The sequence below is a fragment of the Novosphingobium sp. 9U genome (assembly GCF_902506425.1).
Taxonomy (GTDB): domain Bacteria; phylum Pseudomonadota; class Alphaproteobacteria; order Sphingomonadales; family Sphingomonadaceae; genus Novosphingobium.
This window is the reverse complement of the sequence record NZ_LR732469.1, coordinates 260,186-284,954: the sequence shown is the minus strand read 5'-3', so window position 1 is coordinate 284,954 and position 24,769 is coordinate 260,186. Positions and strand designations below refer to the sequence as shown.

At 66.1% G+C, this 24,769-nt stretch carries 22 protein-coding genes and 1 pseudogene; 11 read left to right on the top strand and 12 right to left on the bottom strand.

Annotated features, from left to right (window positions below; genetic code table 11):
• Positions 1 to 10 precede the first annotated feature (10 nt).
• Positions 11 to 709: a glutathione S-transferase family protein gene (locus GV044_RS01255; protein ID WP_159864373.1), complete on the bottom strand. Its 699-nt coding sequence runs from the start codon at positions 707 to 709 to the stop codon at positions 11 to 13.
• A gap of 130 nt (positions 710 to 839) precedes the next feature.
• On the opposite strand from GV044_RS01255, the gene GV044_RS01250 reads away from it, so the two are divergent.
• Complete coding sequence (locus GV044_RS01250; RefSeq protein ID WP_159864370.1) at positions 840 to 1,403, top strand: TetR/AcrR family transcriptional regulator; 564 nt, start codon at positions 840 to 842, stop codon at positions 1,401 to 1,403.
• 301 nt (positions 1,404 to 1,704) lie between these two features.
• Positions 1,705 to 1,986 (top strand): annotated as a pseudogene (locus tag GV044_RS01245) (IS110 family transposase); the annotation flags it as partial.
• Positions 1,987 to 2,201: 215 nt separating this feature from the next.
• Here GV044_RS01245 and GV044_RS01240 read toward each other — a convergent pair.
• The 8 genes from GV044_RS01240 to GV044_RS01205 form a co-directional block, all read right to left on the bottom strand.
• Positions 2,202 to 3,674 (bottom strand): efflux transporter outer membrane subunit, encoded by a 1,473-nt coding sequence (locus tag GV044_RS01240; RefSeq protein WP_159864367.1) that lies wholly within the window; start codon positions 3,672 to 3,674, stop codon positions 2,202 to 2,204.
• Positions 3,674 to 5,251: a DHA2 family efflux MFS transporter permease subunit gene (locus tag GV044_RS01235; RefSeq protein ID WP_159864364.1), complete on the bottom strand. Its 1,578-nt coding sequence runs from the start codon at positions 5,249 to 5,251 to the stop codon at positions 3,674 to 3,676. Before GV044_RS01235 ends, GV044_RS01240 begins: the two co-directional genes overlap by 1 nt.
• A 1-nt stretch (position 5,252) precedes the next feature.
• Positions 5,253 to 6,428, bottom strand: a complete 1,176-nt coding sequence (locus tag GV044_RS01230; RefSeq protein ID WP_159864361.1) for an HlyD family secretion protein — start codon at positions 6,426 to 6,428, stop codon at positions 5,253 to 5,255.
• A 353-nt stretch (positions 6,429 to 6,781) separates the two neighbouring features.
• On the bottom strand, positions 6,782 to 7,333 hold the full coding sequence (locus tag GV044_RS01225) for a transcriptional regulator (protein WP_159864358.1): 552 nt from the start codon (positions 7,331 to 7,333) through the stop codon (positions 6,782 to 6,784).
• A gap of 54 nt (positions 7,334 to 7,387) precedes the next feature.
• Complete coding sequence (locus GV044_RS01220; RefSeq protein ID WP_159864355.1) at positions 7,388 to 8,020, bottom strand: 2-dehydro-3-deoxy-6-phosphogalactonate aldolase; 633 nt, start codon at positions 8,018 to 8,020, stop codon at positions 7,388 to 7,390.
• Complete coding sequence (locus tag GV044_RS01215) at positions 8,007 to 8,915, bottom strand: 2-dehydro-3-deoxygalactonokinase (protein WP_159864352.1); 909 nt, start codon at positions 8,913 to 8,915, stop codon at positions 8,007 to 8,009. Before GV044_RS01215 ends, GV044_RS01220 begins: the two co-directional genes overlap by 14 nt.
• Positions 8,912 to 9,808: an SMP-30/gluconolactonase/LRE family protein gene (locus GV044_RS01210; protein ID WP_236554579.1), complete on the bottom strand. Its 897-nt coding sequence runs from the start codon at positions 9,806 to 9,808 to the stop codon at positions 8,912 to 8,914. Before GV044_RS01210 ends, GV044_RS01215 begins: the two co-directional genes overlap by 4 nt.
• A gap of 100 nt (positions 9,809 to 9,908) precedes the next feature.
• On the bottom strand, positions 9,909 to 10,574 hold the full coding sequence (locus GV044_RS01205) for a GntR family transcriptional regulator (RefSeq protein ID WP_371741545.1): 666 nt from the start codon (positions 10,572 to 10,574) through the stop codon (positions 9,909 to 9,911).
• Positions 10,575 to 10,778: 204 nt separating this feature from the next.
• On the opposite strand from GV044_RS01205, the gene GV044_RS01200 reads away from it, so the two are divergent.
• From GV044_RS01200 to pgl, 7 genes are all read left to right on the top strand, one after another.
• A complete protein-coding gene (locus GV044_RS01200; RefSeq protein WP_159864349.1) occupies positions 10,779 to 12,266 on the top strand; it encodes an aldehyde dehydrogenase in 1,488 nt (495 codons plus the stop codon).
• Positions 12,263 to 13,054, top strand: coding sequence for a carboxymuconolactone decarboxylase family protein (locus GV044_RS01195; RefSeq protein ID WP_159864346.1), 792 nt, complete (start codon positions 12,263 to 12,265; stop codon positions 13,052 to 13,054). Before GV044_RS01200 ends, GV044_RS01195 begins: the two co-directional genes overlap by 4 nt.
• Before the next feature lie 17 nt (positions 13,055 to 13,071).
• Positions 13,072 to 13,833, top strand: a complete 762-nt coding sequence (locus GV044_RS01190; RefSeq protein WP_159864343.1) for an SDR family NAD(P)-dependent oxidoreductase — start codon at positions 13,072 to 13,074, stop codon at positions 13,831 to 13,833.
• A 5-nt stretch (positions 13,834 to 13,838) separates the two neighbouring features.
• Positions 13,839 to 14,657 (top strand): NAD(P)-dependent oxidoreductase, encoded by an 819-nt coding sequence (locus GV044_RS01185; RefSeq protein WP_236554919.1) that lies wholly within the window; start codon positions 13,839 to 13,841, stop codon positions 14,655 to 14,657.
• A complete protein-coding gene (locus GV044_RS01180) occupies positions 14,654 to 15,439 on the top strand; it encodes an SDR family oxidoreductase (RefSeq protein WP_159864337.1) in 786 nt (261 codons plus the stop codon). The genes GV044_RS01185 and GV044_RS01180 overlap by 4 nt, the downstream gene beginning before the upstream one ends.
• Before the next feature lie 126 nt (positions 15,440 to 15,565).
• Positions 15,566 to 16,375 (top strand): GGDEF domain-containing protein, encoded by an 810-nt coding sequence (locus tag GV044_RS01175; protein WP_159864334.1) that lies wholly within the window; start codon positions 15,566 to 15,568, stop codon positions 16,373 to 16,375.
• A 163-nt stretch (positions 16,376 to 16,538) separates the two neighbouring features.
• Positions 16,539 to 17,249, top strand: coding sequence for a 6-phosphogluconolactonase (pgl, locus tag GV044_RS01170; protein WP_159864331.1), 711 nt, complete (start codon positions 16,539 to 16,541; stop codon positions 17,247 to 17,249).
• Between the two features lie 366 nt (positions 17,250 to 17,615).
• On the opposite strand, the gene GV044_RS01165 is transcribed toward pgl, so the two are convergent.
• The 3 genes from GV044_RS01165 to GV044_RS01155 form a co-directional block, all read right to left on the bottom strand.
• The gene (locus GV044_RS01165; protein WP_201298988.1) at positions 17,616 to 18,302 is read right to left on the bottom strand and encodes a hypothetical protein; all 687 of its coding nucleotides are present in this window, start codon (positions 18,300 to 18,302) and stop codon (positions 17,616 to 17,618) included.
• An 83-nt stretch (positions 18,303 to 18,385) separates the two neighbouring features.
• On the bottom strand, positions 18,386 to 19,381 hold the full coding sequence (locus GV044_RS01160; protein ID WP_159864328.1) for a sterol desaturase family protein: 996 nt from the start codon (positions 19,379 to 19,381) through the stop codon (positions 18,386 to 18,388).
• A 300-nt stretch (positions 19,382 to 19,681) separates the two neighbouring features.
• Positions 19,682 to 20,308, bottom strand: a complete 627-nt coding sequence (locus tag GV044_RS01155; RefSeq protein ID WP_159864325.1) for a TetR/AcrR family transcriptional regulator — start codon at positions 20,306 to 20,308, stop codon at positions 19,682 to 19,684.
• A gap of 96 nt (positions 20,309 to 20,404) precedes the next feature.
• On the opposite strand from GV044_RS01155, the gene GV044_RS01150 reads away from it, so the two are divergent.
• Both GV044_RS01150 and GV044_RS01145 read left to right on the top strand, forming a co-directional pair.
• Positions 20,405 to 21,574 carry an efflux RND transporter periplasmic adaptor subunit gene (locus GV044_RS01150; protein ID WP_159864322.1) on the top strand — a complete coding sequence of 390 codons (1,170 nt, stop codon included), beginning with the start codon at positions 20,405 to 20,407 and terminating at the stop codon, positions 21,572 to 21,574.
• Between the two features lie 6 nt (positions 21,575 to 21,580).
• On the top strand, positions 21,581 to 24,769 hold the full coding sequence (locus GV044_RS01145) for an efflux RND transporter permease subunit (protein WP_159864319.1): 3,189 nt from the start codon (positions 21,581 to 21,583) through the stop codon (positions 24,767 to 24,769).

Below are 24,769 nucleotides of genomic sequence, written 5' to 3'. Positions count from 1 at the left end.
GGCCAAACATTCAAGCACGGTTGTCGAGCTCGGCGACCCCGCTGTTCCGATCGGCATAGGCAGCCAGGTAAGTCGGCCGGGTCTGCCAGCGCTTGAAGAAGGCGTCGATGTGCTCGAAGCGCTCATCGAGCGGAGTGGCGTTTACCGGGAACTTCGAGAAGGCGATCGCCGTCGCCAGCGTGATGTCCGAGAAGGTCGGCTCGTCGCCGCCCAGCAGCCACGAGCGGCCGTCCGAGAGATGCCGATCGACAAGGCCGGCGTGCGTCAGCGCAACCTTGCGTGAGTGCTCACCCCAGGCGGGATTGCGAGTCAGCTCGAGCTTCGGACCGAGACCCTGATGAAGAACGTGGAACGCGGTGACGATCGGATAGAGGACGTGGACCCAAACCCGATTATCCCACATCTGGTCGAGACCGCGCTCGTGTGGCGTCGCACCCATGATCTTGCGGCCCTCGAACGTGTCGTCGAGGTAACGTGCGATGGCAGACGTCTCGCTGAGAAAGGATCCATCCGCGAGCGCGAGGGTCGGCGTTTCCCCCCAGGTGTTCATTTTCAAGTGCTTCCAACCACGCTGCTCCCCGACGGGCGTCATGTCGTAGACCGTCTCGGCGAAATGATCGGCGATGCCCTTCTCGTGCATGAAAATCCTCAAACGCTGCGGGTTGGGGAAAGCAGAGGGAGAGGTAAAGAGCTTCAACTTGTCGGTCATGGAGTGTCTCACTTTAATCTGGTTCGTCACCTGCCTGCCAGATGACAGGTAGCTGATTACGACTCGAACCTTGCAGAGTCAACCCCTGTCTGCCATATGGCAGGCGGAGGTTTGAACAATGGCAACAACGATGAAAGAGAATGCGCGCGAAGCGATCCTGCTGGCGGCGCGAGAGGCGGCGATGGCTCGTGGCTATGCCGGGATCAATTTCCGCGATCTTGCCGCGACGGTCGGCATCAAGGCGGCAAGCATCAACTATTATTTCGCCAACAAGGCGCTTCTCGGTGAGGCTGTCGCACGCCGCTACTGGGAAGACATATCTCGCGAATTTGAGGCGATCTCGGCCAACGCCGACACGCCGATGGACGCCCTGCGGCAATACCCCGGAGTATTCCGCGCCTCGCTAGCCCGCGAAAATCGGATCTGCCTGAGCAGCTTCATGGCTGCGGAATATGACGAACTGCCCGAGCCGGTGCTGAGAGAGGTCCAGGCTTTTGCCGACATCAACGTGGCCTGGTTGAGCAAGGAGCTCGTCGCCGCAAAGATCGTCGGCCCGGATGAGAGCGAGGCAAGGGCACGCGCGATCTATGCAGCGGTTGCTGGCGCGCAGATCGTTGCGAGGAGCCGCTCGAACATCGCGCTCTTCGACACGCTGATTGAAAGCTATAGGTCAGCGGGGCTTTTGCCAGCCTGATCGTCGCGTATGATTTCGCATGCGACCAAAGCAATCGGCTGACCGGACGGCGCCGGAAGCGGCTTCGGGCGGGAGCAGCCATTTCGCGAGTTTATGGGAACGACGGGTAGTCCCCCTTTCGGGCTATTCGTGCGCTCGACACGGGGCCTGCAAAGGGCCGATCAGTCCACATGAACATGGTGTAATCGCTGGGAGCGGTCCACCACTGCGCGATCGGTGCTGATGCAGGTGGTTGTTCCCCGGTATGATGAAGAACGGGCTCTCGATTGGTGACCGGGCCCAGCATCAGCGGAGAACAACCATGGACGAGTATATTGGTCTTGATGTCTCGATGAAAGAGACGGCGATCTCAGTGCGTCGCGAGGGCAAGCGGATCTGGCGCGGCAAGTGCGCCTCGGATCCTGAGCTTATTGCGCAAGTGATCCGCAAACGAGCTCCAAGAGCCAAGCGGGTGGTGTTCGAGACCGGTCCGCTGTCAGTCTGGTTCTTTCATGCCCTTACGGCCGAAGGCTTGCCAGCGATCTGCATCGATGCCCGTCACGCCAAGGCTGCGCTCGACATGGCAGCCAACAAGACGGACGCAATCCTTGCCCAAGATGCTGGTCCTCTTCTGGGCATCACATCCGCCAGCACTGAAAAGGCAGAAGAAAACTCAACCGCACCCGAGGTTGCCGACGGCGACCCCCGGCGCAATCCTCTTCTGGGCACCATTTTCTCCGGCTGATCGCGCCCGAGATCCCTCCGGCCTAGCGGCCGGGCTCCAAGCTTCGTCAGACAGCAGCTTCGTGCCTTGGCGCCTTAGCTCGGCTCGCTCCAGCCCAGGCCGAGAGCCTTCTGCACTGCGATGTAGTCGATCGTGAGCTGAGCGCGGGCTTGCGAGACGGCGGTTCGCGCGGACAGCTCCTGGCGCTCGATGTCGAGCTGGTCGATCAGCGTGCTGGTACCCGCCTCGAAGCGCTGGCGGTTCAGCTGCGCGGCCGTGGCGGCGCTGCGCTCTGATCGGATCAGTCCGGCGAGCTGGCGCCGGGTGGCGCCGAAGCGCGCCAGGCTGTCCTCCGCATCCTGCAAGGCCTCGAGCACGGCTTGGCGATACTGCGCACCGGCCGTGTCGCGCTGCGCCTCGGCCTCGCGCACGGCGGCGCGGTTGCGGCCGAAATCGAGGATCGGCCAGCTGAGCTGCGGCATGAGCAGCAGGCTGAGGTTGCCAGGGTCGAGCACGTCGCCGGGGCTCGTCCCGCCGAGGCCCAGGATGCCGGAAAACTTGATGCCGGGGAACATCTTGGCCTTCTGTGTGCCGATGTTCGCGGTGCTGGCGGCGAGCGCGCGCTCGGCAGCGCGGATATCGGGACGGTGGGCCACGAGGCTTGCCGGATCGCCGATCGGCACTTGCGCGGGCGGAAGCGGCACGGGCGCCTCGCTCTGCAGGGTCGCGTCGAGCTCGCCCGGGGTGCGACCGGTCAGCACCGCGAGCGCATCCTTGTACATCGCCACTTGCGCGGACAGGGGGATGTTCTGGGCATCGGTGGACTCCAGCTGGACCTGCAGCCGCTCGACCTCCAACCGCGAGGCGGTGCCGCGTGCGTAGCGCTGGCGAGTCAAGTCGAGCGCCTGGCGCTGCTTCGCGCTGGACTCCGCGTTGAGGCGCGAGCGTACCTGGGCATCGCGCAAGTTGACGTAGCTTTGCGCCACTTGCGCGCTCAAGGAGACTTGCGCGTCGGCAAGGTCTGCGAAGCGCTGGGCGACCGTGGCGCGCGCGGCCTCGATCCCGCGACGGCGCCCGCCGAACAGGTCCGGTTCCCACGAGACGTTGGCACCCAGGTTGTAGAACTCGAGCCTGGAGGAGCCGCTGTCTGAGCTTTCCTGCTCACCGCCGCTGCCTTCGCCGTCGCTGGACGAGCCCCCCGACAGCGCCCCGAGCCCGGAGCCGGGGAGGCGGGCGTTGACGTACATGCCGGCGGCCGAGACGCTCGGCAGCAGGTTGGCGCGGTTGGAATCGAGCCGGGCGCGTGCCTCGCGGATGCGGCCTTGCGCGATGTCGATGTTGGGACTGTGCGCCAGGGCATCGTCGACCAGCGCGGACAATGTCGCATCGCCCAGCGTGTCCCACCAGCGCGCCAAGCCCGGTGCGGTGGTGAGCGCCTGATCGTCGGCGCGCACGAATCGGCCGCGCGCCGTGGCGGCGGATGCGACCTCGGGCGGCCCATCGTAGTTGGGGCCGACGGTGCAACCGGCCAAGAGGCCTACTAGGCCAAAGAGCGCCATGCGCCGCATCAGTGCGCCGCCGCGAGCGAGGCGTTCCGGGGCAAGGGCCGAAGGAACAGCACGAGCGGGATCACGGCAATGGTGACGAGGCTCATGGCGAAGAAGATGTCGTTGTAGGTCATGACCAGCGCCTGTCCCTGGATCTGTTGCCCGAGCAGCCGCATACCTGCGTCCGGGTTGCCGACGGCGCGCCCCATGCCGGTGACATAGTCCTGCACCGCAGGCGCGTTGGCGTTCAGCGTCTCCTCCAGCCGGCGAGAATGGAGCCAGACGCGGCTCTGCTGCAGGATGGATATGCCTGCCAGCGCGAAGCTTCCGCCCATGTTGCGCATCGCGTTGAACAGCCCGGAGGCATCGCCGGCGTCTTCGGCCGGCACCGACTGCACCACCGCCTGGCTGAGGAACAGCATGCCCAGGATCTGCCCGACGCCGCGCATCAGCTGCGAATCGGTGAAGTCGCCGCCCGAGGACTCGAGCGTCAGCCCCGTCTCCATGTAGGCCGAGAGCCCCATGATCCCCATCCCGAGCGCCACGGCGATGCGGATATCGAGCTTGCGAACCAGGAACGGCACCAGCGGCATCATCAGCAAGCTGGGAATGCCCGAGAGCAGCACCACCTTGCCCGATTGCAGCGCGTTGTAGTCGGCGATAGCGGCCAGGAACTGGGGAATCGCATAGGACGTGCCATAGAGGACCACGCCCAGCGCGACGCCCATCAGCGCGACCGATCCGAATTGACGGTCCAGTAGCAGCCGCAGTTTGATTACCGGTCGAGCCGCCGTCGCCTGGCCGTAGGCGAGCAGTAGAAACCCGATCACCGACATGATCGCCATCTTCTGGATCAGCGGCGAGGCGAACCACTCCTCGCGCGAACCTTCCTCCAGGAACACGGTGAGCCCACCCATGCCGAGGGCGAGGCCGGCGATCCCGAACCAGTCGGCCTGGCGGATCAGGTGCAGCTTGGCCTTCTGGTCGGGCAGGCCGACAACCAGCAGCACGATCAGCAGCGCCGAGATCGGCACGTTGAGGAAGAAGGCGTAGTGCCAGCTGACGTTCTCTGCCAGCCAGCCCCCCACCAACGGGCCGAGCAGCGGTCCGAGGGTGGCGACCAGGCCGAACATGGCAGTCCCGATCGATTGCTGATGCGGAGGTAGTCTCTGGGCGATGATGGTCTGCGCGGTCGGGATCATCGCGCCGCCGGTAAAGCCTTGGCCGACGCGGCCGATGATCATCATGTTGAGCGTGGTGGAGATACCGCACAGCACCGAAAAGCCGGTGAACAGCGTCACCGCGATCAGCAGGAAGCGGCGCAGGCCGAGCAGCCGCTCCAGCCAGGCGGAAAGCGGGATGATGATGATCTCGGCCACCAGGTAGGCGGTGGCGACCCAAGCGCCCTCGGTCCCCGTGGCGCCGATCTCGCCCTGGATCGTCGGCAGGGCCGAGTTGACGATGGAGATGTCGAGCGTCGCCATGAGCGCGCCCAGCGTGCCCGCCGCAACCGCGAGCCACGCGCCAAGGTCGGCATTCGCCGTCCTCGTACCGCTCTGGCCTTTCGTCTGGCCGGCAGGAGGAGCCGCGCTCGCCACCTCAGCGGCCCTGCTTCTCGAGCCGCTCCTGCTGCTCCTCGATGCGGTCGAGCTCGCCCTTGGCGCCGCGGGTGTCGACCGTCACCGTCACCGAGAGGCCGGGCACCAGCAGCTTGCGCGCCGCAGGAGGCGCGGTGATGGCGATGCGCACCGGCACGCGCTGCACGATCTTGGTGAAATTGCCGGTCGCGTTCTGCGGCGGCAGGATCGAGAACTGCGCGCCGGTGCCGGGCGAGATGCTGAGCACCTTGCCGTCGAGCTCGGTGCCCGACAGCGCGTCCACGGCGATCTTGGCAGGCTGTCCCGGCCGCATCAGCGCCAACTGCGTTTCCTTGAAGTTGGCGACGACGTAGAGCTGGTCGAGCGGCACCAGCGACATCAGCCGGGTGCCGGCCTGCACGTACTGCCCTGGTGTCACCGTCTTGTCCCCGACCCGCCCTGCGACCGGCGCCTTTAGCAAGGCACCGCCGACGTCGACCTGCGCGGAGGCGAGCTGCGCGCGTCCGCCTTGGGCTTGCGCCTGCGCTTGCCGGATCTGCGTCTGGATGCCGGTGATCTTGCGCCGCTGGATCTCCAGCCCGGCCGCCAGTTCGCGCACTTGCTGGGCTGACTGGGTCGCGGCCAGTCGCAATTGTGCGAGTTGCTGGCGCGTCTCCGCTCCGCTGGCAGCGAGCGGGACATAGCGCGCCACTTCGGCCGCGTCATGCGCAGCCTTGGAGCGTGCAGCGGCGAGCTGGGCCTCGGCCTGGGCGATCGCGGCCTGCTGCTCGGAGATCGACGCTCGTGCATTGTCGGCGCTCGCGTCGGCCTGCGCGATCTGCGCGCGGGCCTGGTCCACTTGCGCCTGGTAGTTGCGCGCGTCGATCCGCAGCAGCGGCTGGCCCACTGCCACGTCCTGGTTCTCGAGCACCATGACCTGCGCGACGTATCCATTCACGCGCGGCGCGATCGATACGGCGTCCGCCATAATCGTCGCGTCGTTGGTCTCCTGGAAGAATTGCCCGTAAGTCTTGTGGCGGAAGAACCAAATACCGCCGCCGACCAGCAAGAGCACCGCGACGACAAGCAGGATCAGCTTGGTGCGCGGGCTGAGCGAGCGGCGCTGGGCGCCTTCCTCGCGATCCTCGTCAGGCTGGTGGTCGACTTGGGTATGCGGTTGCTGCTGATCGTCTGCCATGAAGCTCTAGCGTCTGCTGCGGTCGCGATCATGGCGCAAGCCACGGATGCAATTGCGTCTCATAAGATCCCCCGGCCGATCCACCATGCCAAGCTGCGAAAGGCGATCACGGCGCAATGGTTGCGTTGCGTTTTACACCAGCAATCTTGCCCAAAGCGCAACCATGTCGTAAGTTCCGCGTATAAAAGAATACGACTCTGGAAGAAGGGATGATCATGGAGAGGATCCACCCCCAAGCCCATCAATGCCCTTTCGGCGTGCTCTGCATGGCGAGCATGGTCGCGCTGCTGATATTCCTGTTCGCGCTGTTCATGGTCGCCTGAACGCAGGATTCGGAAGGCTCTGACAGTCTGTCAAGCGGCTGCGGCGATCCGCTGAGCGGCCGCCTTGACAGCAATCCAGCGTGACCTCTCCTCCTCGGCGTCCGCCAGCGCGCGGTGTGCCGGCTTCCAATCCGGTGCATGCACGTCGGTGCTCGCAAGAACATCGGCGACGACTTGCTCGAGCCGATCGCTTCCGATCACCGGCGCAAGAATGGTCAGCGCACTCTCGCTAAGGACATCGTCGCTGTCTCGCAGGCGGAGACTATGGCGCGGCAGGCCGGCGGCGCGCAGCAGGGTGCTCAGCCACTTGCCGTCCCACGAAGGCGCACTCGCTGCCAAGTCGTGTCCGCTCAGGTCTTCCACCATCTGCCGGGCGACCTCGTCGTGCGCCACGCCCTTGGCGACGAGTTCTGATCGAGCGATCCCGTGGATGGCTTCGGCCTCCACGTCCCAATCCGTCCAAGTCTCGGCAGGGCGGATCAGGTAGGATTGCGAGCGCCCGTCTTCGAAGACCCAACCCACCTCGATCGGATAGCTGCGTTTGCCGAGCGATGACGCTTCGAAGTCCAGGAACACCAGCATGGCTGATCAACGAGGCGCAGGGCGAATGGCTGCGGCCTGCCGCAGCATCCGTGATCAGCGCGCGGATCGCCAGGCGGCAACAACGGCGCGGGCCCGCTCGCCGACCTCGTCCGCGGCCATGCCCGGCTTGAACACCGCCGAGCCGAGCGCCACGCCCTCGCAGCCCGCGTGCAGCCATTCGCCGGCATTCGCGGCATCGACGCCGCCGACCGCCCAGACACCGACGTGCGTGGGCAGCACGGCCCGGACGTCGCGCAAGTAGCCGGTGCCCTGTGCGCCGGCTGGGAAAAGCTTCAGCCGCTGGGCGCCTGCCGCAAGCGCTGCGAACGCCTCGCTCGGACTGAGGAAACCAGGCAGGACCTCCAGGCCGAGTTCAACGCCCCGGGCGATCACCGGCGCCGACGTGTTGGGCGTCACCATGAGGCGGGCGCCGGTCTGGGCCAGTCGCTCGACCGAAGCGGTGTCCAGCACGGTTCCCGCGCCGATCAGCGCCTCTCCGCCGAACGCCCGCTGCAAGGCCGCGATGCTCTCGAACGGATCGGGCGAGTTCAACGGCACTTCGATCATGCGCACGCCTGCATCGACAAGCGCGGTGCCGACCGCCAGCGCATCGCTGGGAGCAAGGCCGCGAAGGATGGCAACGATCGGCGGCTCCCCCGCGGCCAGCAGGCTGTCAATCGTGGGCAAGGATCAGTTCCAGTCCGGCTAAAGTACAGGCTTCGTCGTCAAGCAGGCGGGTGGCCACGCCAGCCGATGCAAGGACAGTGCGGTAGCGCTCGCACAAGGCGTGCGCGCCGATCATGGTGACTTGGTTTGGCAGCATGCCGAGTTGCTGCATTTGCGCCACCTCGGAGGCGAGCAGCAAGCCCGACAGATAGCTGCGCGCCCACGCCGCCGAGCGGCCCTGACGTAACTGGCCAGCACGCGCCTGGAACAGGCTACCGGTCAGGCCGGGAGCATTGCGCCCCTCCGCCATGCCTTGCGCGAATCCTTCTTCGTCAGTGTGTCCGCTCTCGTCTGCTCCACCGGTTGCAAACAGGCTGGAACGGGAGAGCAGCGCGTAGAGTTCGCCGGTGATGAAGGTGCGCAAGCCCGTGACGCGGCCACCGTCGAGCGTGACCCACTTCGAGTGGGTGCCCGGCAGCAGCATCGTCGCCCGGCCGATCGCCAACTCGGGATGGAGTCGCAGCGCGCCGAACACCTGCGTTTCCTCGCCCCGCATGACGTCGTCGCGGCCATCCCGATCTCGAAAGGCAAGGCCGCTGCCGATCGTGACGGGCGTATCGGCGATCTCGGTGCGGGCTGCCCGACCCGCCCAGTCCGCGGCGCTCGCCGGGCACTCGACGTAGCCGGTCTCGTGCAGGCCACCGCGCGCACCGGCCATGCCGCAAAGGACGATTACGCTGATATCGTAAGCCTCGCGCCAGGCTGCCGTCAGGTCCCTCAATTGTTGCGCAGCATTGGCTGCTAGCGCTCCGACGCCACGGCCGTCGCGCCGCTCAGCCACGGCTCCACCAAAGCGCAGCCAGAGGCGCAGGTTGCTCGTGCCCCAATCACCCAGGATTTCCGCTCGTATGCTCACAGGCGGACTTTGGGCAGGGGCAGTCCAGGCGCGGGCGCGGCGAAGGCGAAGAGGCCACCGGCGAGCGGCTGACGCGCAAGCGCCTCCTCGTCCAGTCCGATCCGGGCGGTGGTAACGTAGACCGTCTTCAGGTCGGGGCCGCCGAACGCGACCTTGGTCACGCGCGCGGAGGGCAGGGGGACGTGCAGCAGCAGCGTACCGTCCGGCGCATAGCGGCGCACGCCCCAGCCGTCCCACAGCCCGACCCAGATGCAGTTCTCGCTGTCGAGCACGATGCCGTCCGGGTGACCTTCGCTGGGCTTCAGCTGCACGAACAGCTCGCCGGCATCCAGTTCGCCGCTGTCGCTCATCGCATGGCGGGTTATGCGCCGCTCGCCAGAGTTCACGCGGTAGAGCGTGCATCCGTCCGCCGTCACCGCCGGTCCGTTGGTGACTACGGCGCTGGTTCCCGCATGGCGTAGCGTGCCCGCTTCCAGGCACCACAGCGATCCGGTCTCTCGCTCCTCATGGTCATCCATCGTCGCTACCCACAAGCGCCCGCTCGCGTCCACCGTCGCGTCATTGGTGCGATTGTGCGCGGGCTGCGGGATCGGTGCGAGAACGGCGCCAAGGCGGCCTGCCTCGACGCGATGAATGCAGCTGTCGGAGCCGACGATCAGCCCGCCATCTTCGCAGCCGACGACGAAGCTGGGCTGGCCGCCTGTCTCGATCGTCTCGCGCGTGCCGGTTTGCGGGTGGAAGCGGTGGAGCTTGCCGCCTTTGATGTCGACGAACCAGAGCGCCCCCTCGTCGGGCATCCACGCCGGCCCTTCGCCGAGGAGTGCGTCCAGTTGCCAGACCAGTTCGGGGGTGGGCGTCGCGGACGGTTCCGCTTGGGCGATAGCTTCAGCCAAGTTCGGTCCTCTCCGCGGCGGCTCTTTTGTAGGAGTAGATCGCCTTCGTTCCCGGATCAAGCGGCCGTGGCGCCGTCGCCGCTTACGAGATTATGAAGCCTCAGTAATCTTCAAGGCCACAGAGCTTGACCAGCGCCTGACGGTTCAAGCGATCGGCCTGAAAGTGCGCGAGGGCGGGATCTTTGGCGAGGATCGCGGCGATGATGCCCGCGCGGCTTTCCTTCCACTGCTCGAGACCGAAGAGATCGCGCATCGCCTCGCCGGTCTTCGCACTCTGCGCGGTGCCCAGCGCCACATGCGTCAACAGCTCGAACAAGGGGCGGCGCACCATGCGGAACAGCAATTCCTGGAGCCGCGTCTCAAAGTCGCCGAGCAGCGCTCCGTCGGTGCATGCCCCGATCTGGGCCGCCAGTTGTCGCAATTCGGCGTGCAGCCCCGGATCGTCACAGCGTGCGGCGGCCGCGCACAGCCGGTTGAACAGCAGCGACGTAATGTCGAGCACTTCCCGCCAGGAGGTGGGTTCGCTCTGACAATAAGCGCTCAGGATGCGCTCCAGATCGCCCAGGTTCGGTCGGCGACCGTAATAACCGCCTCCAGGCCCACGCCGCACCTCCAGCACGCCTTCATGCTCCAGAATGCGCGCGGCCTGCTGGATGGTGACGATGCCGACTCCGCACTCGCGGGCAAGCTCGGGCAGAGAGCCGATCTGCTGGTTGGGTGGGCAGGCGAAGATCCGATGCCGCAGCCGCTCGGCCGTCGCCTGCACAATCTGTCGCTTGCCGGGAGCTGGTCGTGCCTCGCTTTCGATCATTCGGCATATATACGCGTGTAAATACGCCATGCAACATCGTCACGGCGGAAAAGGAGCGCTTGCGAGCCGTATAAAACGCGTCTTATACAAACCCCAGAATCGGCGCACCTCGGCAGAACGGCCGGGTGAAGCGCAGCAACGTCGGCGGGAGTGGTGGCCATGGGTTTCAGAGATCCGGACGCGGAGGCGCTGCCGCGCTTCCCCAACATTATCGGCGGACAGCGCGAAGAAAGCGGCTCCGGCCAACGTATCCCGCACATCTACCCCGCGACCGGCAAGGTCACGCGTGAGATCGGGATGGCCAGCGCCGGCGACGTCGATCGCGCCGTCGCCGCCGCCAGGGCAGCCTTCCCGGCCTGGCGGGCGATGCCTGGAGACAAGCGCCGCGACCTGATGTTCAAGGTCGCCGCGCTGTTCGAGGCGAAATCATCGGACTTCGTGCCCAGCCTCGTTTCCGAAAACGGCTCGGTGGCGATGGTCGCGCCCTACATGGGCTACGACGCGGCGCAGAAGTTCCGGTACTTCGGCGGCTGGTGCGACAAGATCCATGGCCGCACGATCCCGATGTGGGGCGGCCCGGCGCACGACTACGTGGCGTTCGAACCCTACGGCGTGGTCGGCGTGATCGTGCCTTGGAATGGTCCGCTGTTCGCCGCGACGATGGTGATCGCGCCGGCGCTCGCGGCCGGCAACTGCATCGTCCTCAAGTCGCCCGATCTGGCGCCCTACAGCGTGATGAAGCTCGTCGAGATGCTGCACGAGGCAGGCGTGCCGGACGGCGTCGCCAACCTGGTGACCGGCGCTGCCGACGTCGGCGAGGCTATGGTCGCGCACCCCGGCATCGACAAGATCGAGTTCATCGGCTCGGGCGCGACCGCCACCAAGGTCCTGACCAGCGCGGCGCGTTCGCTGAAGCCGGTCGGGTTGGAGTTGGGCGGCAAGTCGGCGGTGATCGTGTTTAACGACGCGGACCTGATGACCGCCGCAAAGAAGGGCCTGAGCGGCGCGATTTCGTCGAACGGCCAGGGCTGCGTCAACGGGACCCGGCTGCTGGTGCAGCGCGGCGTCTACGATCAGTACCTGCAGATCATCGGCGCCATGGCCGACCACGTGCAGGCCGGCGATCCGTTCGAAGCATCGACCGTGCTCGGCCCGGTGATCAGCCAGACCGCGCTCGACCGCATCCAGGGCATGGTCGACCGCGGGATCGGCGCCGGTGGGCGCATCGTTGCAGGCGGCAAGCGGCTGGAGGGCGATCATGCCGACGGCTTCTTCCTGCCGGTGACCGTCCTCGCCGACGTGCCGAACGCCTGCGAAATCGCGCAGAACGAGGTCTTCGGGCCCGTGCTGGTGGCAACGCCCTTCGACACCGAGGACGAGGCGATCGCGCTGGCCAACGACACCGAATATGGACTGGGCGCCTACGTGCACACCCAGAACCTGCGGCGCGGCCACCATGTGGCGCGCGAGCTGCAGGCGGGCATGATCCACGTCAACGGCGCGGGCGAGGCGATGCAGCCCAATGCTCCGTTCGGCGGCTTCAAGAAGAGCGGCCACGGCCGGCTGGGCGGCGTCGAGGGCCTGCACGAGTTCCTTCAGCCCAAGAACATCTGGATGAGCATGGCCGCTTCGGAGGCTGGCCAGTGAGCCTGCTCGAACCGCGTGAGCGGACGCAGCGTGGCCTAGCGCTCCAGAGCGAGCTGACCGGCAGGACGGCAGCGGAGCCCGCCACCTTGTGGCAGGAGACCTGGCGTGACTTCATCTATGCCGAAGTCTGGTCGCGGCCGGGGCTCGATCGGCGCGCGCGGTTCCTGATCTCGCTGGCGGCGTCGGCCAGCAACAACGGCGCACCCGAGACGATCGACAATTACGTGCGCGGCGCGCTGACCACCGGCGAGCTCTCGCTGGCGGAGCTGCGCGAGGCGGCGCTGCATGTCGCGGTGTACTGCGGCTGGGACAAGGGCGGCGACCTCGACGCGGCAATCACGCGTGTGCAGGACGCCCTCGGCCTCGATCCGGTGACGCTCGCTCCCGTGCGCGCCGACCCTTGGGACCCGCAGGTGCGGATGGAGCAGGGCTTTGCGGCGTTCACCGATGTCATGACCTTCGATGGTCCGCCGGTCGGCAACGGAACGCCCTTCCTGCAGGACGGCATCCTGAACTTCGTCTTCGGCGAGATGTGGTGCCGCCCCGGTCTGGACCAGCGCTCGCGCCGATTCCTGACTTTGGTGGGCGTAGCGAACTCGGCCGCGGTGATCCCGATCGGCAGCCACTTCCACGCCGCTATGGCGAGCGGCAACTGCACGGCCGCCGAGCTGCACGAATTCGTCCTGCAGTACGCAATCCATGCCAGCTGGCCGCGGGCATCGGTGGTGCAGGGCGTCGTCTTCGAGCAGGCGGCCAAGATCGAGAAGGGCCTGGCCTGGAACGGCTGAGGGCAGGGAGCGAAACCATGAGCATCAAGATCGACATGACCGGCAAAGTGGCGGTGGTCACCGGCGCTGCGTCGGGACTTGGCCGCGCGGTTGCGCTCAGCCTTGCCGGTGCGGGCGCGCAGCTGTGCCTGGTGGACCTGAACCCGGAAGGGCTGGAGGAAACGCGCGGGCTGCTCGGTGCTGCTGGCGGCGAGGCGAGGGTGCATGTGGCGGACTTGTCCGAGCCTGCGGCGTGCGCAGGGGCGATCACCGCGGCTGTCGATGCGTTCGGCCGGCTCCATGCGCTGTGCAACGTGGCGGGCGTCATCTACCTCGCCAACTCTCACGAGATGCCCGAGGCGCTGTGGGCGCGCACGATCGCGGTGAACCTGACCGCGCCGTTCCTGCTTTCGCAAGCAGCGATCCCGCATTTGCTCGAAGCCCAGGGCGCGATCGTCAACGTCGCCTCGTCCGCCGCGTTCATCGGTGAGGCTTACGCCGCCGCCTACTGCGCCAGCAAGGCAGGCATCGTCAACATGACCAAGGCGATGGCGATGGAGTACCAGCGCAAGCCGATCCGCATCAACGCAGTGGCGCCGGGCGGCATGATCACCAACATCGCCAAGGACTTCCGACCGCCTGAAGGCTGCGACTTCGATCTCCTGAAGCGCTACACCGGCTTTCGCGGTACCGTGGAGGTCGAGGACGTGGCCGAGATGATCGCGCTGCTCGCCTCCGACGCGGGGCGCGGCTTCCATGGTTCGTGCGTCACCATCGACGCCGGCATCACTGCGGGCTGATGGCGATGGTCACCGTCGGTTTCATCGGTCTCGGCAGCCAGGGCGGCCCCATGGCGGAGCGCATCGTCGCCGCGGGCTTTCCACTCGTAGTCTGGGCTCGCCGTGCCGAGGCGCTGGAGCCGTTCGTCGCCAAGGGCGCCCGAGCCGCCGGGAGCGTCACCGAACTGGGCGAGCGGTGCGACGTGGTCGGCATCTGCGTGGTCGACGATGCCGGCGTCGCGGCGATCTGCGACGAGCTGATCCCGGCCATGAAGCGGGGCAGCTGCCTCGTCATCCACTCGACGATCCTTCCCGATAGCTGCGCGGCGCTTGCCCAGCGGTGCGCCGAGGAGGGCATCGCCTTCCTCGATGCGCCCGTCAGCGGTGGCGGCCCTGGAGCGGCGGCGGGCACGCTGGCAGTCATGTGCGGCGGCGCGCCCGAGGCTTTCGCCTTGGCCAAGCCGGTGTTGGCAACTTTCGGCGCCACCATCGTCCTGCTCGGCAAGGCGGGCGCGGGACAGCGGGCCAAGATCGTCAACAATGCGTTGATGGCAGCCAACATGGGTCTGGCGCACGCGGCCGCCCAGGCAGGCGAGGCGCTGGGGCTGGACCGCGCGGCGCTGCTCGGTCTGATCAAGGTCAGCAGCGGACGCAGCTTCGGCTTCGAGGTCTATGCGCGCCTGCCGACGCCTGAGGCCTTCTCGCACGGAGCGCCGCTGCTGGTGAAGGATGTCGCCTTGCTCAAGACGACACTGCCCGACGATCCCGGAGCCGAGGCGCTGCGAGTTGCGGCCGCACCGTTCCTCTCAGCCGCCGTTGGCGCAAGCAAGGAGTCCGCATCATGAGCTTCACCCTCGACCAGTTCCGCCTGGAGGGCAAAGTTGCGGTGGTTACCGGCGCGGGCGGGCGCGGCAACTCGATCGGCCGTGCTTACGCCATGGGCCTCGCCAATGCCGGCGCTGCGATCGTGGTGGCCGACCTCAATCGCGAGGGCGCCCAGGCCGTTGCCGACGAAATCGTGGCGGCGGGCGGCAAGGCCGTGTCCGCGCAAGTCGATGTCGCGGACGAGGCATCCACGCTGGCGATGGCGGCTGCGGCCGATGACGCGTTCGGTGGTGTCGACATCCTGATCAACAACGCGGCGCTGATGGTGGACGTGAGCTACGACAATTGCGAGACGATCAGCCTCGATGCATGGAACCGCGCGTTCGCCGTCAACGTCAACGGCGCGCTGCTCTGTTCGCGCGCGGTGCTGCCATCGATGCGCGCACGCGGTGGCGGGCGGATCATCAACCAGTCCTCGGGGGGAGCCTTTCCCGCACAAGGCCTCTACGGCGTGACCAAGCTGGCCTTGGTCGGGCTGACCACGACGCTCGCCAAGCAGTTCGGCAAGGATGGCGTCACCGTCAACGCCATCGCTCCCGGCAACGTCATGTCGGACGCCGGCAAACTGCTGGTGCCGGACGATTCTCCGTTCATCAAGTTCCTCGACATGACCGTGGCGCTGCGCTCGCGTGGGGAGCCGGACGAACTGGTCGGCACCGCGTTACTGCTCTGCTCGGCGGCCGGCGCCTGGATCACCGGCCAGACCATCCACGTCGACGGCGGCTGGGTGCTGCGGCCGTGATCGGCGGCGCGTAATCGCCTGGTCTGCCTAGCGAAGCCGAAATGTGAATCGCACGTTAGCCGCTCTCTTTAACGGCCCGGACAGTCGCATTGATGTCATATCCTGCCGGGGGATTGAGGAAGAGCAATGGCAGAGTTCCCGCACGTTCCACGGCTCGCGGCGCTGAACGTCGAAACTGCGGTCGTCCTCGGCAGCGCCTTGGCAGCATCGCTCGCCGCCGTGCGCTTCCAGGCATTCGAGCGGTTCTGCCATCTGGTGCGCCGGTTCGAGTACATGCAGCTCGACGAAGTGATGATCATCGCGCTCGTTCTCAGCCTTGCCTTTCTCTACCTGTTCATCGTGCGCGACCTGCAAGTGAGGCGCTACATCCGCGAGATGGAGTTGCAGCGCACGCGTGCTGTGCGCGCGGCCCATGTCGATGAGCTCACCGGATTGCCGAACCGTCGGGCTCTCACAGAGCGGCTGCGGAGCATTCGCTGCGGCGCGGCCGCCGACATGACCGTGCTGATGCTCGACCTCGATGGCTTCAAGGCCGTGAACGATCGGCATGGGCACGAGACAGGCGATGACGTCTTGCGCTGCGTGGCCGACAGGTTGCGACACATGTCCGAGCGTTGGCCCGGAATGCTTGCCGCCCGTCTCGGCGGCGACGAGTTCGCCTGCGTCATCCAGCCCGGCATATCTGGCGACGCTCTGGAGCGGCTCGCCAGCAACATCGTACAAGAGCTTACGGCACCGATGCCACAGTGCGGCGGCGCCACTATCGGGGTCTCGGTCGGGATCGCTTCGAACGCAAACGCAAGCAATGTCGGCGTGCTGCTGCGCCGGGCCGACGATGCGATGTACTGCGCCAAGCGCGCAGGAGGAAGTTGCTTCCAGATGGCGCAGACACTCTACAGCGGATCGCCGCTGCCGTCCCAAGCTTTACCTGCGTAGCACGTACACAGTGCAGCTTGGCAAGGCTGATCGCCTTGCTAGCAAGCCAGGCTTTCCCCATCTCTCGACAGTCGGCGTTTGGCGGCTCTGCGCGGTTCGGCTAGGGATCACCCGATCACGCCAGCGTGGCATTGCCGGAACCGGGAACCAGAAGGGAGCTCACGTGAGCGAGGAAGTCGAATGGTGGGAATACGATGACGCAGCCGAGATGGCGTCGGCCGTCGCGGGCGATATCGGCTTCATCATCGAAAGCGCGCTCGATGCCCGCGGTGCCGCGGTAATCGCGCTAGCCGGCGGCGAGACGCCGTTGCCGATCTACGAGAAGCTGGCGGCCGCCAAGCTCGACTGGAAGCGCGTCACCATCATTCCGGGGGACGAGCGCATCGTGCCGCTCGGCGATCCGCTGAGCAACGTAACGGTCTTGGCCAAGCACTTTCTGCCCAAGGGCGCGCGCGTGATGCCGATCGTTCCCAACGCGCTGCCGGATTACAAGGCGGCCGGGGGCTCTGCGGATGCGCTGATGCAGGACCTGCACTGGCCGCTAGACTTGTGCCTGCTGGGCGTGGGCAGCGATGGGCACACGGCGTCGATCTTTCCCGGGCCCGATTACGACGAAGCGCTGTCCGGACCGAAGGAGCGCCGTGCGCTCGGCGTCATGCCCGATCCGCTGCCGGCCGACGCGCCGGTGCCGCGCGTTACCCTCAGCCTTGCGGCGATCACCACGGCGCGAGCGCTGATGATCGCGGTGACGGGCCAGGACAAGCGCAAGGTGATCGAAACCGCCATCAAGCAGGGCAAGTCCTCGGCCTTCCCGATCGGCCGCGTGCTGGCGAGCACCGAACTGCCGGTGGACATCCACTGGGCGCCGAAGTGATCCTGCGCTTTTAAGATTGCAGTGGCTGCGGTCGGTCTGGCGGCCGCAGCAGTTTCACAAGGCCTGGTAGAGCAGACGGCGGCACCGTTCTGCATGCTTCATACCGCGGCAGAGCTCCTGCATCGATCATGCTGAGCTTGTCGAAGGATGCGGGCTAAGGGTGCGTTTTGGTGCGGGTCAGACGCCAAGGCATTTGGCGGCTTTAGTAGCTCAGCCCATGCAGTAATGGGGTAAGCCGTAGCGGTAGCACCGAAGCCAACCGTATGGCGGGCCGGTTGCGGCGAGATTCGCGGCTTGTCAAAGCCGGGGTGGGAATGACAACATCAGCCCTCAGCCGAGCGGTCTGCGTTCAGTCAGCGCTCCTCGTCACGCCGCTTGCCGCGGGGAAGGGTAGCCGGACTGGCGAAACCCTTGCTCGTCCGTAGCCAGCGCGAGACTCTCGCCCGTGAGCAGCCTGCGCATGCGCTTGTGGATCAGGACGTTCTCGAGAATGCGGCCAAGGACCCACAGCGCGAAGAAGATGCCCATGAAGACGTACGCGGTGGTCATCGACGGCTTACGCTTGCGCTTGCCGACTTCGTCGCCCTTCTTGTCTTCCTTTTTTTTCTCCGGCTTGGCGGCGCCGAGGAACTCGTCGATGGGGTTCATCGGAACGTCCTCGGCCTTCACCCGAGAGCGCTTCTTTTCCGCCGCTTCCTTGGCGGCGGCGAGTTCGGGCGGATTGCGCCAGCCGTCGATCGCCACGCCGATGTGTCCGACGCCAAAGAACAGCGCCGGTGCCAAGAAGCAGGCGAGCAGCGCCCGGCTGGTCATCTCGTAGCGAAGGGTACCGTCCGAGATGCGCAGCGTGCCGTGGTCGAACACGGACATCTTGTCTTGGGGCAGCTGGTCCTTCTTGGTGAAGGACAGCGTGTCGCCATCAACGCGGTAGCTCGTGCCCTTTTCGTGGAACATGGGATCGAGCTTGTCGAAGGCGCCGGCGGGCGACTGCATCGGCTCGACCGCGATGCGTCCCCTGACCGTCCAGATCCAGTCGATGCCGCGTAGGTTCACAGGTCTTCCTTAGGGATGGCGCACTTGCGGTGCCGCCTTGTTCTTGGGGCCTATGCCGGTGCCTGGTGCAGGCGTCCGCATCGTTACTCGGCGGGAACGGCGCTGGTGATCTGGCGACGGTCCGCGAACTTCTCCTTGAGAAGCTTGTACGGCTCGCTGAAGGTGTAGTGCATCGTTTCCCAGATCGACATGCGGCGGCCGCCTTCCTGGCCCAGGAGTTCGGCCTCGCCATCGCGGCAGGTGCCATGGATGCGGTCGATGAAAATCCAGGTGCCCGAGTAGTTGCTGCGCGTGCTGTCATAGTCCTGCGCGTGGTGCAGGCTGTGGTGCTCGGTGGTGTTGAAGATCTTGAACCACCAGCGGGGCGTGTTGAAGCGGATGTTGCAGTGCTGGTACGTGCCCACGGCAATTCCGAATGCGCCGGCCAGCAGGGCGGCACGCGGCAGGAAGTCGAACAGTCCGCCCACGCCCAGACCGATCAGGAAGATCTCCACCGGATTGCCGATGGCGCCCTTCTGGATGTTCAGCTGGGTGACGAAGTGGTGCGGCGCATGCGTGACCCACAGCGGGTACCAGTTGTGCATGCCGCGGTGCATCCAGTACTGGAAGTAGTCGCCGATGAAGGAGATCAGGAAGGCCTGCAGCAGCAGCGGCATGGTCATGAACCAGGCGAACTTGGCCAGGTCGAAGTTGTCCTGGAACCAGGCGATGATCACATCGTCGCTGATCGGCGCGAACAGGACGCGCACCACCATCATGCCCATGGCGACGTAGAAGGTGTCGCAGGCGAGCTCCTTCCAGGTGTGCTGCCAGCTCTTGTGGCGGGGGCTGATCCATTCGAATCCGAGCATGAGGAACTTCACGCCAAGGCCGATCCACAGCGTGACCGATGGCTTCACCCATGCGTCCGGCGCGTAGTAGTAGAACGCGACGATCGCGATCAGAAACGCCGGCTGGAAGTGGGTGAAGAACGCCTGCTTGATCGGACCACCCTGCACCCGTGGCAAGTTGTCCAGGCCCATCGTAACGGGCGCGCTCACCATGTAGGACGGTCTCTCGGCTGCGATCGTCTCGGTCATCAACAGATCTTTCGATTGCGCTGCTGCGGCCTCGGACCTGGGCGAGGCAGGCTCAACGTGTGTGCGGCAATCATCCCAGCCGCATCGGCGTCAAGCCGCCCGCCGTGGTTCCTCGGCTCTTCAGGCTCCCATAATCTCGTAAATCCGATTACCGGAGAAGTTGCACAAATCGGATGTGAGACAGAAGCGAAATCTATGACCCGGGTGCGGCGGCTTTCTTGATCCGGGTGTCGCCACGTCTATCGATTGCAGCCTGGATCCTAACTGTCACTCCTCGACGCCACCTGCGAACAACCTGCCTCAGCTAGCTTTACTGAGCCGCTCGATCTCCGCCTCGACCATCTGGACCAGCTTTCGGGTGATGACCTCATTTGTCCCAAGGCCGAAAATCTGGCGGTGATGGAGGGCGCCGCATGCGGTGAGGATAAGGTCGGCCAGGCCCTCGCGCTCGGCCTGCTGCTCGGGCCCCGGTATCCAGATCAACGCAGCGCTGGCGATCCGCTCACGCAGGCGCTCACAGGCCTGCCGCAGGATCGTGGCGATGCGCGGATTGCGCGTGCCCTCCGACAGTATGTCCGACAGCACCTTGCGACTGTCGTCGTCCAGGCTTTCCCCGATGAAAGCGCGCATCCATTGCAGGAGATGGTCGGCCTGACCCGACGCCATCGCGCCTGCTAGCTTGGGATCGTCGAGCAGATCGGCGATGTCGCGCTCGACAATGGCTGCGATCAGGTCCTCCTTGCCGGCGAAGTCGCGATAGATCTGCCCGACCAGGATCTGCGATTCCTTGGCGATCTGCGCCATCCCGGTGCCGTCGAAACCATGCTGCGCAAACAGCGTCCGCGCGGCCGCGATGATGCGCTCGCGCCGGGCCTGGGCCGTGCGCCGAGCGCCCGAGACTGGCTGTCCGGCAGAAGGATGCGACATCGATGCTCCCTTGACGCCCTGCCTTCTTCGCAGTAGCAGCATGTGAGTGAACGATCATTCACAATAAGTCAATCTGCCATAAACACCAGGACACCAATGGCTCTTTCATCACGCGCAGCACTCCTGGCGTCGTTCCTGCTGGCGGCGTGCGCGTCGGGCGAGAAGCAGCCGGCCGCGCCGCCCACGCCCGAAGTCGGGGTGCTGCAGGTGAAGCCGCAGCCCGCCACTTTGACGGTGACGCTGGCCGGGCGGACCACCGCCTACGAGACGTCGGAAGTGCGCCCGCAGGTGAGCGGCCTGATCGTGGCTCGGCTGTTCCAGGAGGGCGACACCGTCTCGGCGGGGCAGGCGCTCTACCGTATCGACCCGCAGCCTTACGTGCAGCAGGTCGCCAGTGCGCGCGCCGCCCTGGCGCGGGCGCGCGCATCGATCGCCTCCAGTGCTGCACTGCAGCGTCGTTATGGCGAGCTAGTGCGGATCAACGCCATCGCACGGCAGGACTACGAAAATGCGATCACCACGGCGCAGCAGGCGCGGGCCGATGTGTCCGCGCAGCAAGCCGCAGTGCGCAGCGCCGAGATCGATCTGGCGCGCACCACCATTCGCGCGCCCATCTCCGGGCGGATCGGGCGGAGCGTCGTGACGACCGGCGGCCTGGCGACCGCCGGGCAGGGCGACGCGCTGGTCACCATCCAGCGCCTTGACCCGATCTTCGTCGACGTGCCGCAATCGAGCGCGGATCTCCTGCGCCTGCGCCAGCAGCTGCTGGCCGGATCGCTGTCGCGCGGCGGCAGTGCCGCCCGCGTGCGGCTGCGGCTGGAGGACGGATCGGTCTATCCGATTGAGGGTCGCCTGCAGTTCGCCGACGTGAGCGTCGATCCGGCCACCGGCACGCAGACAATCCGCGCGGTTTTCCCCAACCCGCGCGCGTTGTTGTTGCCCGGCATGTACGTGCGGGCCGAACTGGTCGAGGGCGTGCAGGGCGATGCCTTGCTCATCCCGCAGCGCGCCGTGACCCGCAACGAGCGCGGCGAGGCGGTAACGCTGGTGGTCGGGTCCGACAACAAGGTGGCGCAGCGCGTGCTCAAGACGGATCGGGTGATCGGCAACGACTGGCTGGTGACTTCGGGCCTCAACCCCGGCGACCGCGTTGTCATGGAAGGCAGCCAGATGGCGCAGCCGGGCGCGACCGTGAAGCCGGTACCCTGGCACCCGAACGCACCGGCGCGGCCGGCTTCCGCTCCCTCGCAGGGCGGAGCGAAGTAACCCCGCATGGCGCGCTATTTCATCGATCGACCCATCTTTGCATGGGTCATCGCTATCCTGTTGATGCTCGCGGGCCTGCTCGCCATCCGCACGCTGCCCGTCGCGCAGTTCCCGGCGATCGCCTCACCCACTGTGACGATCAACGCGACCTATCCGGGCGCCGACGCGCAGACCCTGGAGAACACCACCACCCAGATCATCGAGCAGCAGCTCAAGGGCATCGACAACCTGCGCTACTTCGATAGCAGTTCGTCGTCCGCCGGGCAGGTGACGGTGACGCTGACGTTCGAACAGGGCACCGATCCCGACATCGCGCAAGTCCAGGTGCAGAACAAGCTGCAGGCGGCGACACCGCTCCTGCCCCAGGAAGTGCAGCAGCAGGGCATCCGCGTCGCCAAGTCGTCGGCCAGCTTCCTGCTGGTGGTAGGCCTCTATTCGGAAGACGGCACGCACGACGGCGCCGACTTGGCCGACATGGTCGCCTCGCGCCTGCTGGACCCGATCAGCCGCATCACGGGCGTCGGCGAAACCCAGGCCTTCGGTTCGCAATACGCGATGCGCGTCTGGGTCGATCCGACCAAGCTCAACAGCTACCAGCTGACCATCGCCGACGTCACTGCGGCCTTGCGCGAGCAGAACGCGCAAGTCTCCGCAGGCCAGCTGGGCGCGCAGCCGTCCCCGAGCGAGCAGATGCTGAACGCCACCGTATCGGTACAGTCGCGGCTGCAGACGCCCGAGGAGTTCGGCGCGATCCGCCTCAAGAGCAATGCGAACGGCGCGATCGTGCGCCTCTCGGATGTGGCGCGCGTGCAGCTCGGCTCGGAAGTCTACGGCTTCGATCTCAAGTACAACGGCAAGCTGGCGACCGGCTTCGGCATCAATCTGGCGCCCGGCGCCAACGCGCTCGACACGGTGGAAGCCGTCAAGGAGCGGGTCGGCGAACTGTCAAAGACCCTCCCACGCGACGTGAAGGTCATCTACCCGTACGATTCCACGCCGTTCGTGCGCCTCTCGGTCGAGCAGGTCATCCATACGCTGATCGAAGCAGTGGTGCTGGTGTTCGTCGTCATGTTCGTGTTCCTGCAGAACTGGCGGGCAACGCTGATCCCGACGATCGCGGTGCCGATCGTGCTGCTCGGCACGTTCGCGGTAATGGCGCTGGCCGGATACTCGATCAACACGCTGACCCTGTTTGGCATGGTGCTGGCGATCGGCCTGCTGGTCGACGACGCCATCGTCGTGGTGGAGAATGTCGAGCGCCTGATCACCACCGAAGGGCTCAGTCCCAAGAACGCGGCGCGCAAGTCCATGGACGAGATCAGCGGCGCACTGATCGGCATCGGCTTGGTGCTCTCGGCGGTGTTCCTGCCGATGGCCTTCTTCGGCGGCTCTACCGGCGTCATCTATCGCCAGTTCTCGCTGACGATCGTTGCGGCCATGGTGCTGTCGGTCCTGACGGCACTGATCCTGACGCCGGCGCTCTGCGCCACGATCCTGAAGCCGCACGACCCCAGCAAGCACGAAGGCACCGGACTGCTGGCGCGCTTCTTCCGCTGGTTCAACGATCGCTTCGACCGGGGCACGCAAGCCTACGAGCGCGGAGTTAAGCGCACGGCGCGCAGCTGGAAGCGCTCGCTCCTGATCTACCTGGTGATCGTGGGCGGCGTGGGCCTGCTGTTCTGGCGCCTGCCAACCGGCTTCCTCCCCGACGAGGACCAGGGCTCGCTGTTCGTCGTGGTCCAGGCTCCCTCTGGAGCGACGGCGCCGCGGACCGAGCGCGCGCTGGAATACGTGCGCGAGGTGCTTAGCAAGGATCCAGCAGTGGAGGGCGCCTTCACGCTGAACGGGTTCAGCTTCTCAGGGCAGGGGCAGAATGCCGGCATCGCCTTCGTCAAGCTGAAGGACTTCGACGAGCGCAGCGGGTCCGATTCCCGCGCCCAGGCCGTGGTCGCACGCGCGAATAAGCAGTTCCCCGCGTTCAAGGACGCGACGATCTTCGCATTGATCCCGCCGGCGGTGCAGGAGCTAGGCGACGCCACCGGCTTCGACGCACAGCTCGTCGATAGTGGCGGCATCGGCCACGAACGACTGTTGGCGGCGCGCAACCAGATGCTGGGCATGGCCGCGAAGGACAAGCGGCTGGCGCAAGTGCGTCCGCTTAGCCTGGATGACGCCCCGCAGCTGAAGGTCAAAATCGACCAGGACAAGGCGCGGGCGCTGGGCCTCAATCTGGGCGACGCCAGTTCCACTATCGCCACTGCCTGGGGCGGATCCTACGTCAACGACTTCATCGACCGGGGCCGCGTCAAGCGCGTCTACGTCCAGGCCGATGCACCCTATCGCCTGCAGCCCGACAACTTGAACGAGTTCTACGTGCGAGGGCAGAACGGCCAGATGGCGCCGTACAACGCCTTCAGCAATCTCGACTGGGCGCTGGCGCCGCTGCAGCTGACGCGCTTCAACGGCAGCCCGGCCATGGAGATCCAGGGCGCTCCGGCACCGGGCGTCAGCTCGGGCGAGGCGATGAAGATCATGGAAGAGATCCATGGCAAGCTGCCGTCGGGCACGTCGCTGGAGTGGGCGGGCCTTTCCTACGAAGAGCGGCTGTCGAGCGGGCAGGCGCCGGCGCTTTACGCCTTGTCGATGCTGATCGTGTTCCTGTGCCTGGCCGCGCTCTACGAGAGCTGGACGGTGCCGATCTCGGTCATCCTGGTCGTGCCGCTCGGCGTGATCGGCGCGCTGACTGCGGCGGCGCTCACCGGCCTCAACAGCGACATTTACCTGCAGGTCGGCCTGATCACGACCATCGGTGTCTCGGCCAAGAACGCGATCCTGATCGTTGAGTTCGCAGAAGAGCGGGTGGTGGGCGGGATGAAGCCGTTCCAGGCCGCGATCGAAGCGGCGCGGCTGCGCTTGCGGCCGATCCTGATGACCAGCCTCGCCTTCATCTTCGGCGTCCTGCCGCTGGCGATCTCGACCGGTGCGGGCGCAGGCGGGCAGAACGCTATCGGCCGCGCGGTGGTGGGCGGCATGCTGACCGCGACTGTCTTCGCGATCTTCCTGGTGCCGATGTTCTTCGTCGTGGTCCTGCGCCTCTTCGGCAAGGGCGGCGATAAGGAGCCCGCAGCGCGCGACGAGCCCGATGGCGAGACGGTCCAGGATATGCCGCATGGTCCCGAGAGGCAGGGAGCCTGA

Excerpts from the sequence above, each read along its gene's own strand:
- GV044_RS01255 (WP_159864373.1), bottom strand. The coding sequence starts at position 709 with ATGACCGACAAGTTGAAGCTCTTTACCTCTCCCTCTGCTTTCCCCAAC.
- GV044_RS01250 (WP_159864370.1), top strand. The coding sequence starts at position 840 with ATGAAAGAGAATGCGCGCGAAGCGATCCTGCTGGCGGCGCGAGAGGCG.
- GV044_RS01240 (WP_159864367.1), bottom strand. The coding sequence starts at position 3,674 with ATGCGGCGCATGGCGCTCTTTGGCCTAGTAGGCCTCTTGGCCGGTTGC.
- GV044_RS01230 (WP_159864361.1), bottom strand. The coding sequence starts at position 6,428 with ATGGCAGACGATCAGCAGCAACCGCATACCCAAGTCGACCACCAGCCT.
- GV044_RS01225 (WP_159864358.1), bottom strand. The coding sequence starts at position 7,333 with ATGCTGGTGTTCCTGGACTTCGAAGCGTCATCGCTCGGCAAACGCAGC.
- GV044_RS01200 (WP_159864349.1), top strand. The coding sequence starts at position 10,779 with ATGGGTTTCAGAGATCCGGACGCGGAGGCGCTGCCGCGCTTCCCCAAC.
- GV044_RS01190 (WP_159864343.1), top strand. The coding sequence starts at position 13,072 with ATGAGCATCAAGATCGACATGACCGGCAAAGTGGCGGTGGTCACCGGC.
- GV044_RS01185 (WP_236554919.1), top strand. The coding sequence starts at position 13,839 with ATGGTCACCGTCGGTTTCATCGGTCTCGGCAGCCAGGGCGGCCCCATG.
- GV044_RS01180 (WP_159864337.1), top strand. The coding sequence starts at position 14,654 with ATGAGCTTCACCCTCGACCAGTTCCGCCTGGAGGGCAAAGTTGCGGTG.
- GV044_RS01175 (WP_159864334.1), top strand. The coding sequence starts at position 15,566 with ATGGCAGAGTTCCCGCACGTTCCACGGCTCGCGGCGCTGAACGTCGAA.
- GV044_RS01160 (WP_159864328.1), bottom strand. The coding sequence starts at position 19,381 with ATGACCGAGACGATCGCAGCCGAGAGACCGTCCTACATGGTGAGCGCG.
- GV044_RS01155 (WP_159864325.1), bottom strand. The coding sequence starts at position 20,308 with ATGTCGCATCCTTCTGCCGGACAGCCAGTCTCGGGCGCTCGGCGCACG.
- GV044_RS01150 (WP_159864322.1), top strand. The coding sequence starts at position 20,405 with ATGGCTCTTTCATCACGCGCAGCACTCCTGGCGTCGTTCCTGCTGGCG.
- GV044_RS01145 (WP_159864319.1), top strand. The coding sequence starts at position 21,581 with ATGGCGCGCTATTTCATCGATCGACCCATCTTTGCATGGGTCATCGCT.